The 13,759-nt window shown below is 72.1% G+C and carries 10 protein-coding genes and 1 riboswitch; of the genes, 1 reads left to right on the forward strand and 9 read right to left on the reverse strand.

The genetic code is table 11. From position 1 onward, the window contains the following. Window position 1: 1 nt before the first annotated feature. The 8 genes from TBIS_RS19365 to TBIS_RS17455 all read right to left on the reverse strand — a co-directional run bounded on the left by TBIS_RS19365 (window position 2) and on the right by TBIS_RS17455 (window position 9,623). Window positions 2-1,189 carry a carboxylate-amine ligase gene (locus TBIS_RS19365; protein ID WP_158306197.1) on the reverse strand — a complete coding sequence of 396 codons (1,188 nt, stop codon included), beginning with the start codon at window positions 1,187-1,189 and terminating at the stop codon, window positions 2-4. Between the two features lie 739 nt (window positions 1,190-1,928). Continuing rightward, entirely contained in the window at window positions 1,929-2,684 is a 756-nt protein-coding gene (locus tag TBIS_RS17425; RefSeq protein ID WP_013133716.1) for a (2Fe-2S)-binding protein, read from the reverse strand. Continuing rightward, entirely contained in the window at window positions 2,681-3,835 is a 1,155-nt protein-coding gene (locus TBIS_RS17430; protein ID WP_013133717.1) for an ABC transporter ATP-binding protein, read from the reverse strand. The genes TBIS_RS17425 and TBIS_RS17430 overlap by 4 nt, the downstream gene beginning before the upstream one ends. Continuing rightward, on the reverse strand, window positions 3,832-4,899 hold the full coding sequence (locus tag TBIS_RS17435; protein WP_013133718.1) for a FecCD family ABC transporter permease: 1,068 nt from the start codon (window positions 4,897-4,899) through the stop codon (window positions 3,832-3,834). The genes TBIS_RS17430 and TBIS_RS17435 overlap by 4 nt, the downstream gene beginning before the upstream one ends. Beyond that, entirely contained in the window at window positions 4,896-6,101 is a 1,206-nt protein-coding gene (locus TBIS_RS19620) for an ABC transporter substrate-binding protein (RefSeq protein WP_013133719.1), read from the reverse strand. Before TBIS_RS19620 ends, TBIS_RS17435 begins: the two co-directional genes overlap by 4 nt. 203 nt (window positions 6,102-6,304) lie before the next feature. After that, window positions 6,305-6,472, reverse strand: a riboswitch (cobalamin riboswitch). A 1,211-nt stretch (window positions 6,473-7,683) separates the two neighbouring features. Further along, a complete protein-coding gene (locus TBIS_RS17445) occupies window positions 7,684-8,109 on the reverse strand; it encodes a DUF2243 domain-containing protein (protein ID WP_013133721.1) in 426 nt (141 codons plus the stop codon). 171 nt (window positions 8,110-8,280) lie between these two features. Continuing rightward, the gene (locus TBIS_RS17450; protein ID WP_013133722.1) at window positions 8,281-8,538 is read right to left on the reverse strand and encodes a hypothetical protein; all 258 of its coding nucleotides are present in this window, start codon (window positions 8,536-8,538) and stop codon (window positions 8,281-8,283) included. Between the two features lie 41 nt (window positions 8,539-8,579). Then, window positions 8,580-9,623, reverse strand: coding sequence for an NAD-dependent epimerase/dehydratase family protein (locus tag TBIS_RS17455; RefSeq protein ID WP_013133723.1), 1,044 nt, complete (start codon window positions 9,621-9,623; stop codon window positions 8,580-8,582). Window positions 9,624-9,768: 145 nt separating this feature from the next. Between TBIS_RS17455 and mads6 the strand changes: the two genes are divergently transcribed. Further along, window positions 9,769-11,178 (forward strand): methylation-associated defense system protein kinase MAD6, encoded by a 1,410-nt coding sequence (mads6, locus tag TBIS_RS17460; protein ID WP_013133724.1) that lies wholly within the window; start codon window positions 9,769-9,771, stop codon window positions 11,176-11,178. Between the two features lie 179 nt (window positions 11,179-11,357). Here the strand turns inward: mads6 and TBIS_RS17465 are convergent, their stop codons facing one another. Then, complete coding sequence (locus TBIS_RS17465) at window positions 11,358-13,676, reverse strand: phosphoketolase family protein (RefSeq protein WP_013133725.1); 2,319 nt, start codon at window positions 13,674-13,676, stop codon at window positions 11,358-11,360. Window positions 13,677-13,759: the final 83 nt, after the last annotated feature.

Consider the following 13,759-nt stretch of genomic DNA (forward strand, 5'->3'; position numbering starts at 1 on the left):
ATCAAGCCACTTCGCCGGTGCCGAGCACTCCGGGGACGGCGACGGTCTGCTCGACGAGCATCGCGGCCACATCGGGCACGTGGAGCCTCTGCCAGTACGCGGCCCGCTGCCGCGCGGTCCCCGAACCGCGACGCCGGAGCCTCCTGAGCGCGGGCGCGACGATCGCCCAGTCCCCGCTCTCCTCCAGGCTCGGCCGTACGTGATCCACCAAGCGCCGGACGAGGTGCCACGCCGGGACGCGGCGGTTGGTGAACAGGTCCATGGCCTCGCCCTCCAGGCCGTCCCGGGCCGAGAGCCAGCAGGCGGCGCGCAGCAGGGTGTGATCGATCTGCGGGGCGGGCACGCCGGCCCGCACGTCACGCAACGCGGTCGCCGCCAGCGCCCGCACCAGACCGGCGAACATGGCGGTCTCCTCAACCGTCGCGCAGACGTCGGCGGTGCGGAACTCCAGGGTCGGCAGGTGGTGGGAGAGCCGGACGAGCCAGTAGATCATGCCGTGGTCCATGGCCGCGCCGCTGGTGAGCAGGCCCGCCACCAGGCGGTCGTAGTGCTCGGCGGAGTCGAAGTACGGCGGCGGCTCCGCGGTGGGCCAGCGCGACATGAGGATCGCGCGCCAGCTCGCGTACCCGGTGTCCCCGCCGTCGCTGATCGGGGAGTTGGCGGTGATCGCCTGCAGCACGGGCAGCCAGGGCCGGACGTGGTTGCTGACCTGGATGGCCTCCTCCCGGTCGGGGATCCCGATGTGGACGTGGCAGCCGCACACGCCCTGGCCGCGCATCACGGCCCGGAACTCGTCGTACATCGCCCGGTACCGCCGGCCGTTCACCAGCGGCGGGATGTCGGCGTTGCCGCATAACGCGGTCCCGCAGGCGGCGAGCCTGACCCCGGCGCGCCCGGCCGCCGCCGCGGCGGTCGTCCGGATCTCCAGCAGGTCGCGCTGCAGCCGGGTGAGGTCGGTGTGCACGGCGCTGTTCGCCTCGAGCTGGAACCGGGCCATCTCGAAGACGACCCGCGAGGCCGCCGGGCCCTCCAGCTGGTCGCGGACCGCCTCGGCCGCGGGCACGACGCTCCCGGAGGCGGGATCCAGGAGCAGGAACTCCTCCTCCACGCCGATGGTGAGCGGCTGCGATAACGCCGTTTCCGTCGTACCGGTGAGGTAAAGGTCGCGGGTGAATGCCTCTGACGTCAACTCTTTCATCCGGTCTCGCCGATCAACATTTGGCCAACCCACAGTGTGACAAAAGAAGAATCTCTCCGGCAATATCGGCAATCGCGATTCATCTCGACCGGCGGTGCACGTGCATGCGACATCACCACTTCTCCAGAAACACGGTTTCACCTCTGGCGGCCGCAAGCGCCTCCCATGGCGGCGATCCAGGAGCCCCCCAAGCGCCCACGTCCCGGGGCTTTGGCCATGATTTCGCAGGTCAGCGCCCGGATGCGCCGGCACGCGAGATTGGGCTCGCCCAGCCCATATCCACGGCGCGATTAACAATTCGTGAAATCCCGTAACGGTCGGCCAAAATCTCGTGAAACATTCGGCAACCCAGCCCCGCCCATCAATCTGATACCGAGCCGTGGGCCACACCGGTGAACAGAAGGACGGCGCGCCCGTGTCCCGCACCGCCCGCCGCCCGCGTACGGCATGCCCGGGTACGGCACCGCCACGATGACACGCGGAACGGCGGGGTCTTTCGCGGTGCGGCCGGGCCGGGAAACCGGCGCACGGAATTTCGTTGCACCAAGGGCCTGGCGAATGGCGGCCGGAGAATGACCCCAAGGGATCCCGGCGGAAAATGAGCCGCCGGGCTGGGGTAGCCACCGCCGTTGCCCGGCCGGCGGCGTGAGCCCGGAACATCCCAGGTTCCCGGCCCACAGGTGCCGGATCACGGCACCAGGGTCACGAGTGCCGGACCGGGGCACCGGGGTCATGGCCCCTCGTGGAGCGTCCGGGCCCACTGGGCCCGGCGGGTGGCCGGGTCGAGCAGGACGCAGTCGCCGCACTTGCCCGCGCCGGGGATGCGGTAGTAGAGGCAGCAGCTCGTCCGGGTGAAGAACGGCCGGCCCGGCGCGGGCTCGGTGAAGTGGCCCGTGCCGCGCAGGTGCCCGAGACCGAGGAGCCGGGCACCGAGGGTCAGGGCGTCGGCGGCGTGCTCAGGACGGGCGCGGGCCAGCGCCTGGACGGCACCGCCCAGCGCGGAGGCGGCGTTGCCCCACAACAGCCGCGGCGCGAGCTTGACCTGGCTGAGGACCAGGCCGGCCAGCCGCTCGAGCAGGACGGAGACCGACCGGTAGAGGGGTTCGGCGGCCTGGTCCGGGCCGGAGACCGGCCGGCCCGCGGGCGCGGGCAGCCGCAACGGCAGCGGACCACCCGGGACGTCCTGCACCTCCACGGCGTCGGCCGTCCAGTCCAGAAGCACGCGGTGGACGACGGCCGCGCCGAGCACGGGCGACCAAAGCCGGGCCGCGATGCCGAGGTGGAGCACGGAGGCGGCGACCCTGCGCTCGGCGGTGCCGAGCCGGTCGCAGGCGGCGGAGATGCGCGCGCCGAACGCGGCGGAATCCGCGAGCAGCCGGGAGAGCGGCCGCCACGGGCCGGGCGGGGCGCCGGCACCGTGCAGGTGGAAGTAGCCGCCGATCGCGGACACGTCGGCGATCACGTCATCGAGGTCGCGCTCGGTCATCTCCCTCTCCGGGCCGTCTCATGGATCTGCTCGCCCCGCCGATCCGGCTCCCGGCCTGGTGCGCGGTGCCCACCCGGCGCACCCTGCCGGGCATGCCCGCCCCGCCGGCATGGCTCACCCTCCCGGTCCGCCGCACCCTGCCGGGCGCGGTCCCGCGCCCACGCGGTGAGGGCCTCGATGTCCGGGAAGCGGTGCCGCTCACCGCGGTGCTCGGCAAGGTAGCCGCCCTCGGTGACGGTGATCTCCAGGTCCGCGGGACCGCTCGCCACGGCCCGCCAGGAGTAGCGGGCCAGGGCCCGCTCCAGCAGGTACCGGTGCGGGTCGCCCGCGGTGACACGCACGGTCCCGGTCGCCCGGGGCCGCGGGACGAACACCCCGGCGGCGGGGTCGAAGGCCAGGTCGTCGCCGTCGAAGACGGCGCTGAGCGAGCCGTCGATGGTGAGCCGCTCGGGGGTGCCGGTGCGCAGCCGCCCGTCCGAGCCGATCAGCCAGACGTGGTCGGCGATGCGCAGGGCGAGCTCCAGGTCGTGGGTGGAGGCGATGACGGTGAGGGAGCGTTCCCGGGCCAGGCGGCGCAGCAGCCCCATGACGGTGACCCGCGAGCCGACGTCGAGGAACGCGGTCGGCTCGTCGAGGACGATCGCGGTGGGCTCCTGGGCCAGGGCCCGGGCGACCATGACGCGCTGGCGCTCCCCGTCGGACAGCTCGGTCGCCTGCCGGTCGGCGAGGTGGAGCGCGCCGGCCGACTCCAGCGCCCAGGCGACCGCGGCCTCGTCGGCCTCGGTGAGACGGCCGGTGAAGCCGGTGTGCTGGTAGCGGCCCAGCCCGGCCACCTCCCAGGCGGTGAGCAGCGGCGGCAGGTCGCGCTCGGTGAGCACGACGGCGAGGCGGCGGGCGCGTTCCGCCGCGGTCAGCGCCCTGATGTCGGTCCCGTCCAGGAGGACCGTGCCCGCGAGCGGCGGCTGCAGTCCGGTGAGGGTCCGCAGCAGGGTGGACTTCCCCGCCCCGTTCGGGCCGATGAGCACGGTCAGGTCGCCTGGGGCGGCCGCGGCGTTGAGCCCGGTCAGCACCCGGTGCTCGGGCCGGCCGCGGCGGGCGGGGTAGCCCACGGCGAGGTCGTGGAGCGCGAATCCGGTGGTACGTCCGGTCATACGGCGACTCCGATCCGGGCGGCGCGGCTGCGGAGCAGCACGGTGATGACCACGGGGGTGCCGATCAGGGTGGTGATGGCGTTGAGCGGCAGGACGGCGCCAGCCCCGGGCGCCTGGGTCGCCACACAGCACAGCAGTGCCGTACCGGAGCCGAGCAGCATGACCGTGGGCATGAGCACGCGGTGGTCGGCGGTGCCGATCAGCAGCCGCGCGATGTGCGGTACGGCCATGCCGAGGAAGGCGATCGGGCCGCAGCAGGCGGTGACCGCCCCGGCGAGCACCGAGGCGACCAGGATGGTGACGGTGCGGGTGCGGCGCACGTTGACGCCCATGGTCCGGGCGTACCGCTCGCCCAGGAGCAGGGCGTTCAAGGGCTTCACCCCGGCCAGCGCGGCGGCGAGCGCCCCGGCGCAGACGGGCACGAAGACCGCCAGGTCGTCCCAGGTGGTACCGGCGAACGAGCCCAGTCCCCAGGCGAGGTACTGCTGGGCGAGCCGGGGGTCGGTGTAGGTCAGCATCAGGCTGATCAGCGAGACCGTGGCCGCGCCGATCAGCACCCCGATGACCAGGAGGGTGGAGAGCGAGCGGACCCGCCGCGAGAGCAACAGGACGAGCACGAGCACCGCCGCCGCGCCCGCGGTGGCGGCGAGCACGATCCCGATCCGCCCGAACCCCGCCACGCCCGCGGTGAACATCCCGCCCGCGCCGCCCACACCGGTGACGACCAGTGCGACGCCCAGGCTCGCGCCGGAGCTCACGCCGAGGATGTACGGCTCGGCGAGCGGATTGCGGAACAGCGTCTGCATCTGCAGGCCGGCCGCGCCGAGCGCGGCGCCGGCCACGAGCGCGGTGACCGCCCGGGGCAGCCGGACGGTCCACACGATCGTCTCGACGCCGGGGTCTCCGTCGCGGGCCAGGGCCGCGGCCACCGCGCCGAGCGGCAGCGGGGTCGAGCCGACCGTGACGGCGAGCCCGAGGCCCGCCACGGTGAGGACGGCCAGGGCGATGAGCACGCCCGCCCGGCGGCGGGCGGCCCCGGCCCGGGTGTCCAGCGGGCCGTTCACTTGGTGAGCCGCCGGTAGAACGTGAACTCGTGACCGGGGGCCAGCTCGGGGTGGAGGATCGCGATCAGGTCGGCGAGGATGAGATCGGGCCGGGCCACCCCGCGCTCGTAGTAGTCGTTGCCGCCGCCGGGGCCGAGCACCTTGTTGGCGGACCACACGTTCCCGTCCTGGACCGCGGTGAGCTTCGCGTACCGCGGGTCGGCCTGCTCCACATCGGCGAGGGTCCGCCACGTGTTCTCGATGACCAGCCACGTCGGGGCGTGCCCGGCCTTGGCGAGGACCGTCTCCAGGTCGAGGGAGATGCTGCCGGTCCCCTCGGTGCCGGCCCAGGCGTAGGTCCCGCCCGCGTCCTTCAGCAGGGTGGCGGCGTAGCTGCCGCCGGCGGGCATGTACCACTGGCCGGAGTACATCGTGCCGAGCAGGACGGTGGCGGGCTTGACCCCCTTGGCCTTCTCGGCCAGCGCGGTGTACTCGCGCTCGACCTTGCCGAAGATCTCGGCGGCCTTCGCCTCGGTCCCGGTGAGCGCGGCGAAGAACTTGATCCATTCGGCGCGGCCCAGCGGGGTGGACTCCAGCCACTCGGCGTTCTCCAGGATCTTGATCCCGGCGTCGCGCAGCGGGCCGTACGCCTGCTTCTCCATGCCGTCGCCGACCAGCACGTCGGGCCGGGCGCCGATCACCTTCTCGATGTCGATCTCCTCACCGGAGGCGTACTCGATGATCGAGCCGGACCGGACCCGCTGCCACACCTCCGGTGAGGTGACGTACCGGACGGTGGGAATGCCCTTCAGCAGGTCGAGCGCGCCGAGGTCGGCGAGGAACGGCAGGTGCGTGGTGGAGGCGGCGAAGAGCGACCGCACCGGTACCTCGACCATGACCGCGCCGGCGAGGTCTCCGGTCGGCCGGGGCGCGGGCGTCCCGCACCGCACCAGCACGTACTTCTCGGGCTTCGCCCCCGGAGAGGGTTGCTTGACGGTGATGACCTGGTAGTTCTTCGCGTAGGTGATCGTGAAGTTCGTCGCGTGCCTCAGCGTCTGCTTCACCGGGAAGTAGTCGGTGTTCGCGTCGTAGTGCGACACGCACCGGCCGGTGTCCGTGGACGCGGCGACCGGGTCGCCGGAACGCTCCGAGCCGCACGCGGCCAGGCCGACGAGCAGGGATACCGCAAAGGACAGGACGAACGTCTTACGAGGGGAACGCATCGTTCTTCTCCCGGGGGTGACGTGCCCGGCGCTCCGCGACACCGGACACGGGACGAAGGGACGGTGATCCCCCGGAGAGAAATGATCTTGGAAAGCGTGAACCGCACGCCGAAGGCCGCGTGCCGCGCGCAGGCGCGCACCGTGAAGCCCAAGGCCGCGACATGGCCGCCACCATCCTCTCTCGGGGAGATCCGCCCCGATTTCCGCGAGGAGGCGAACAGGTGAGTCTCCTGGCTGACGGCTCAAGCGCCTCCCCCGGCCTTCCCACCCGTGTCGGGCAGTGGCGTATTCGGGATCGGCTCGCCGATCACAGTGGCGGGACCGCACCGGATTCACACCGGTTTCCTCGGCCCTGCTCGCCTTTGCGCCTATGATGCCACGCCGTTCTTGCGCCGGGTGGGCGGCCGCGCGCGGCGGGACGGGGACGGCCGGCCGGTCCTGGGCGCTCGGCCGGCGGCCGGGCACGCCGTCCGGATGGGCAGACCGCCCGGAAGGCGGGCGCGCAACGCCTGCGGCTCTTGTGACGCGCCACCGGTTCTCGCCGGTGCGGAGACGGGTCGCCATGCGCCCGCGGCCGGTGGGACGGCCGTGCTCTTCCCGGCCGTCGCGCTCCCTCACCCGGGTCGCGGGATGGCGCCGGGCGGAACCTCGCGCACGCCCGGCCGGCGCGTCGAGCCCGCAGACAGGCGACCGGCACCCGTGATTTCCGGGCACGGTCAATAAATAAGGGGTACGGCCGACGAAACCGGCGAGCGGCGTGCAGCCGTGCGCACGGATTGACCCTCGTTATCGTCCCGATCGCGTAAACCGGGTTCGCCGGGCGCACCGCCTGACATAGTGTGTGGTCGCGGAATGTTCCGCGACCACAGATGTGCTTCCAGCATTCACCTGAGGTATGCCCATGACGCGGCGGCGACCGCGATCAGAAGGCAGAGGCGAATGGTCCGGGGGGTGCTGTCCACAACATCCCGGACCATTCGTGCCACCTCGGCGATCCACGAGCCGAACTCCGGGTCACGGACTTCCTGACGGCGTCCCCCGCGTCCGCGGGGCCTCACGGTGGTTATGGCGGCCCCCTTTTTCCATCGCTGCGCTCAGCTCAATAACGCTCCCGGTTCTCACCTGCCGGCCTGATTCCGCGCCATGGCGCGGCGCGGAACCCGGAACCGATATGCCGATCTGGCGGGGGATTATTTCGGCCCGGGGCTTCATGGTCACAGGTGCCCGTCACATACGCAATGTATTCCGGCACGGATTCTTCGATCCCTACGAAGAGTGACCGCCGAATCACAGCATGCTATGGCAATTGATTCTGATATGTTCCAATAAGGGCGTTTTATTGTCTGAAATGTCCGCTGGCTCTTTCCGAAGATTTTGCCGGGCACGCGACACGCCGTCATCGTCCCGCGCGGGGATCACCGCGCCGGTCCACCGGCCGGGCCGTACTCGAAGGCTCACGGCCGGGCCGTACCCGGAGCCGCCGCCGCGCCCACCAGGCCGGAAAGCCGCGCCGTACGCCAGCTCGAGGGCCGCCGTACGCCGGGCCGGGAGCCGGGCGGTACGCCGGGCCGGGACGGACGGGTCAGGACCGCCCGGCGGACGCGCGGGCGATGAGCACGCCGGCCACGATCAGCGCCGCGCCGAAGACGAGGAAGCCGATGTCATAGCCGAGCTGATGGGGGCCCGGGCGGACGTGGTGCACCCCGAGGATCTGGTGGTCGACCAGGCCTTCGACCACGTTGAACAACCCCCACCCGGTGATCATCCAGCCGAACAGCTCCCCGAGGCGGTGCGGCGCGGCCCGGGAGAGCATCGCGACGCCGGCGATCACCAGGACGAGGCACAGCGCGTGGAACGCGCCGTCCCCGATCATGTTGAGCCGCAGGTCGTCCGGGTACCAGCCGCTGAGCATGTGGTGCCAGCCCAGCAGCTGGTGCAGCACGATGCCGTCGATGAAGCCGCCGATGCCGAGGCCGAGCACCAGTCCGGCGGGGCGCACGGATGCCATGACGAGTCGTAATCATATCAATACATTCCGTGAGCGCCGCGCATTCACACGCCATCGGCGCCGCCGACCGCCGTGATCATGCACCGGGCTCCGCCCGTCCGCCGCCCGCGCCGGTCCTGTCCGCCGCCGGGCCCGGCCCGCCGCGGCTCTCCGGGCCGCGGGCCGGAGGGGTCAGCCGCAGAGGTCCCGGGCGAGGTGGTCGATCCGCCACATCACCGACTCCACCAGCTCGTCGGTGATCGGGGCCCCGGAGCGGACCTCGGGCAGGTCCCGCCGGTGGACGATCACCAGCCTGCGGTGCCGCTCGTCGATGTCGCGTTCGCCGAGCACCACGCAATCACCCCGGACGAACACGACGGCCGCGTCCGGATCGGCCGACTCCAGGAGCTGCCGGACGCAGTCCGGCTCCACCAACGCCACGCTCGGCACCGGTCCTCCTTTCCGGTACGGCACGGCCGGGAAGCCTCCGGCTACAGCAGGCGGCTCCCGACGCCGGTCACAAGCCGCTTGATGCGCTCCACCCCGCCCTCCGGGCTGAGCGGCGGTGTCTCCATGCCCGCACGGCCGCGCAGGCCGTCGAGCACCTCGCGGAGCGCCTCGGTGGCGCTGTACCGAGGGCGCCACCCCAGCTCGGTCCGGGCCCGGGTGGTGTCCATGATCGGCAGCCGCAGCAGCAGATCGACCATGCCCGGCGCTGCCGGGATCAGCCGGGCCTGCCAGCCGGCCGCCACCGCGCCCCGGACCAGCCAAGCGGGCACCCGGACGCGCCGCGCTCGGAGCATTTCGGCGAGCACGTCACCGTCGATCACCGGGTCGGCGGCGATGTTGAACGCCCCGGAGACCGGCCGGCGCAGCACGAGCCGGTAGGCCTCGGCGGCGTCCGCGGTGTGCACCAGCTGGAACCGCATGCCGGGTATGTCCGGTACGATCAAGCCGGGCCGTACCACGCGCTGGGGCATGAGCGGTCCGGCGAACAGCCGCCACTGCTCGGTCGCCGACTCCCGCTTGACGATGAAGGCGGGGCGCATGCGCACCACGCGGATGCCGGGGTGCTCCCGCTCGAAGGAGTCGAGCAGCCGCTCGACGTACGCCTTCTCCCGGGAGTACGCCGCGCCCGGCCAGCCGTGCGTCGGCCAGCTCTCGTCGATGGCCCGGTCCTGTGGCCCGGGTGAGTAGGCGCCGACGGAAGAGGCGCAGATGAGCGTGGAGACACCGGCCTCCGCGGCGGCCCGGAAGACCCGTGTGCTGCCGATCACGTTGGTCTGCCAGGTGGCCGCCGGGTCGTGCGTCGGGCCGAAGATCCACGCCAGGTGCACCACCGCGTCCGCGCCCGAGAACATCGGCACGAGGTCGGCCGTGCGCACGTCGCCCGTGCGCCACTCGACCTTCGCGGGACGCCAGCTCGGCTCCCGCCGCGCGACGCCGACGATCGAGGTGACCTCGGGGTCGCATTCCAGGGCGGAGATGAGACTCGTTCCGACGTTCCCGGTCGCACCGACCACCACGATCCGCATATCTCACGGTTTCCCTCGAGGTACCGTCCCAAACGGGGCATTCGTCGTGTCACTCCTGGCGAACCAGGGAATGAAGTGGTGATGCGGGAAAGCGCTACCTAGGGGGACCAAGTTCTCAATCTGATTGGAGAGGCGGCACAGGCGCATGGCTCAGATCGTCGGCGGTGGACGGCCCGTCAATGACGCCGAACGGCGGGTCATCGCGCACCTGCGCGACCACGCGCCCGACGACTGGCTGCTGCTCCACAACATCGAGGTACCCCGCGGCCCGGACCTGTTCGAGATCGACGTGGCCGTGCTGACCGGCCACTCGCTCTGCGTCATCGACGTCAAGGGGGCCCGCGGCCGGTTCGAGGTGGTGGGCAACCGGTGGTTCCCGCAGCACCGGGAGGCGTTCGGCTCCCCAGTGGCGAAGCTCCGGGGCACCGCCCGGGCGCTCAAAGGGCTGCTCGTCGACCAGCACCGCGAGCTCGAACGGCTCTACGTGGACAACATCGTGGTGCTCACCGCGCCCGGCGCCGTGCTCATCGACCCGACCGGCCGGGACGCCCGCCACGTCACCGACATGGACGGGCTCATCCCGATGCTGAGCGACGTGTCCCGGGTCCGGCACGGGTGCAGCCGGGACGCCCGGCCGTACCGGAAGGCCGTCCTCGAGGCGCTCAACGCCACCGTCCGCCGCTCCACCGCCCCGCCGCGGTTCGGCAACTGGGAGGTGGAGGAGGAGCTCGGCGGGGACAGCCGGGTCACCGAGTACCGGGCGGTCAACGCCACCACCCCGGTGAGCGAGACCGTGCTGCTCCGCGTCTACCGGGCCGACCCGCTCGCCGAGGAGCGGCGCCGGCTCATCGAGCAGCGGCGGATCGCCAACGCCTACCAGGCGCTCGCCAAGATCCCGCCCCACCCGTGCGTGGTCCGCTCCCGCGACTTCTTCGCCATCGACGACGAGAGCCGGTTCGTGCTCGTCCTCGACGACGTGCACGGGCGGGCGCTCCACCTGCACCTGGGCGACCGCCGGATGAGCCTGGAGACCAAGCTCGACATCATCGAGGACATGCTCGCCGGGCTCGCCCACGTCCACGCCAACAAGGTCATCCACCGGGCGCTCACCCCGGCGTCGGTGCTGGTCACCCCGAACGGCCGGGCCATGCTGACCGGGTTCGACTACGCCAAGCCCGGGCCGCGCAAGCACACGGTCGCCAACGAGCTGCCGAACATCCTCGACGTGCACTACGTCGCCCCGGAGTGCCGGACCCGGCCGGATCGGATGACCCCCGCCGCCGACGTCTACGCCGCCGGGGTCATCGCGTTCCAGCTCCTCACCGGGGAGCTGCCCACCCCCGGCGGCGACGGGGAGGCGGTGGCCGACGGCGTCGCCCCGCAGATCATGGATCTGCTCCGGCGGATGCGCGACCCCACCCCGGGCAAGCGCCCCGACGCGGCGACCGCCCTCGCCGAGCTGCGCCAGGCCCGCACCGTTCAGGTACGGCAGAGCCGCGGCGGCCGCTTCATGCGCCGGGTGCGGACGGCGCTGCGCCGGCTGGCCGGCCGCTGACGCCGGCCCGCCGAACACGGCGATGCCTTCGGTGTTGGCCCACGGGCGTTCCCGGCGGCGCGGGCGATGCCGCGCCGCGCCGGCGGCCCGCCCCGCCGGGCGGCGCATCGGTGCCCGCGCCACGGACCCGTCCCGCGCGCCCGCCGCCGGGCCGGCGCGGCGACGCGCGTTCCCCGCGCTCAGTCGTAGGGCCAGGTCCAATCGCGGATCTCCGGCGGGTCCTCGCCGTGATCGCGGGTGTACGCCCGGGCCCGCAGCCGGGCGTCGACCATCGCCTGCCGGAGGTGGCTCGCGGTGGTGCGCAGGCCGGGCACGCGGTCGATCACGTCCATGACCAGGTGGAACCGGTCGATGTCGTTCATCATCGCCATGTCGAAGGGCGTGGTCGTGGTGCCCTCCTCCTTGTAGCCCCGCACGTGCAGGTTGTCGTGGCCGTTCCGCCGGTAGGTGAGCCGGTGGATGAGCCACGGGTAGCCGTGGAAGTTGAAGATGATCGGCTTGTCCGTGGTGAACAGGGCGTCGAACTCGTGGTCGGACAGGCCGTGCGGGTGCTCCGAGGGCGGCTGCAGGCACATCAGGTCGACCACGTTCACCACCCGGACCCGCAGCTCGGGCAGGTGGGCGCGGAGCAGCGCGGCGGCGGCGAGCGTCTCCATCGTCGGGACGTCCCCGGCGCACGCGAGCACCACGTCCGGCTCGGCCCCCTCATCGGTGGAGGCCCAGCGCAGGATGCCGGCGCCCCGGGTGCAGTGGGCGATCGCCTCGTCCATGCTCATCAGGTCGAGCACGGGCTGCTTGCCCACCACGATCACGTTGACGTAGTCCCGCGAGCGCAGGCAGTGGTCAGCGACCGAGAGCAGGGTGTTGGTGTCCGGCGGCAGGTAGACCCTGACCACGTCGGCCTTCTTGTTCACCACCACGTCGAGGAAGCCCGGGTCCTGGTGGCTGAACCCGTTGTGGTCCTGCCGCCACACGTGCGAGGTGAGCAGGTAGTTGAGCGACGCCACCGGCCGCCGCCAGGGGATCTTCTTCGCCGACTCCAGCCACTTGGCGTGCTGGTTGAACATGGCGTCCACGATGTGGATGAACGCCTCGTAGCAGTTGAACAGGCCGTGCCGCCCGGTGAGCAGGTAGCCCTCGAGCCAGCCCTGGCAGAGGTGCTCGCTCAGCACCTCCATCACCCGGCCCTCCCGGGACAGGTGCTCGTCGGTGCCGAGCACGGCGGCGTCCCAGGCCTTGTCGGTCGCCTCGAACACGGCGGAGAGCCGGTTGGACGCGGTCTCGTCCGGGCCCATCAGCCGGAAGTTGCGCGGGTTGGCCGCGATCACGTCCCGCAGGTAGCTCCCCAGCACCCGGGTGGGCTCGCTGCAGGTCACCGCGGGCTCCTTCACCGGCACCGCGTAGTCGCGGAAGTCGGGCAGCACCAGCGGCACGAGCAGCTCGCCGCCGTTGGCGTGCGGGTTCGCGCTCATCCGCCGCTCGCCCTCGGGCACCTCGCCGAGGACCAGCGGGGTGGGCCGTCCCTCGGCGTCGAACAGCTCCTCCGGCCGGTAGGAGCGCATCCACTCCTCCAGCATGCGCAGGTGCTCGGGGCTGGTGCGGACCTGGGCGAGCGGCACCTGGTGGGATCGCCAGGTGCCCTCCACCGGCACCCCGTCCACCTCCCGCGGGCCGGTCCACCCCTTAGGCGTGCGCAGCACGATCATCGGGAGCCGGCGCTCCCGCCCCGCGGTGTACTCGTCGATCTCCGCGAAGACCTCGTCCAGGGTCCGGGCCATCAGCGGGTGCAGCTCCGCCGGGTCGTCCCCGGCGACGATGTGCACCCGGTACCCGTACCCCTCGAGGAGCTTGACCAGCTCCGGCTCCGGGATGCGCGCCAGCACCGTCGGGTTCGCGATCTTGTACCCGTTCAGGTGCAGGATCGGCAGCACCACCCCGTCCCGGCCTGGGGTGAGGAACTTGTTCGAGTGCCAGCTCGCGGCGAGCGGCCCGGTCTCCGCCTCCCCGTCGCCGATGATGCAGGCGACCACCAGCCCGGGGTTGTCGAACGCGGCGCCGTACGCGTGGGCGAGGGAGTAGCCGAGCTCACCGCCCTCGTGAATGGAGCCGGGCGTCTCCGGCGCGGCGTGGCTGGGCACGCCGCCGGGGAAGGAGAACTGCCGGAACAGCAGCCGCATCCCCTTGGCGTCCTGGGTGATGTGCGGGTACCGCTCCGTGTAGGTGCCCTCCAGCCAGGAGTGCGCCACCACGGCCGGCCCGCCGTGCCCGGGACCGCAGATGTAGATCATGTCCTGGTCGCGCCGGCGGATGATCCGGTTGAGGTGGGCGAAGCAGAAGTTGATCCCCGGCACGGTGCCCCAGTGGCCGAGCAGCCGGGGCTTGATGTGCTCGGGCCGCAGCGGCTCGCGGAGCAGCGGGTTGTCGAGCAGGTAGATCTGCCCGACGGACAGGTAGTTCGCCGCTCTCCAGTAGGCATCGATGCTCGCGATTTCCTCCACGTCTTCGAGCGTTCCCCGACTGTGACGGCGCCAGGTAGGGACCTTGGTCACTACCACCACTGACACAGGCCAAGTACGCTCGC

It is taken from the genome of Thermobispora bispora DSM 43833 (assembly GCF_000092645.1).
GTDB lineage: Bacteria > Actinomycetota > Actinomycetes > Streptosporangiales > Streptosporangiaceae > Thermobispora > Thermobispora bispora.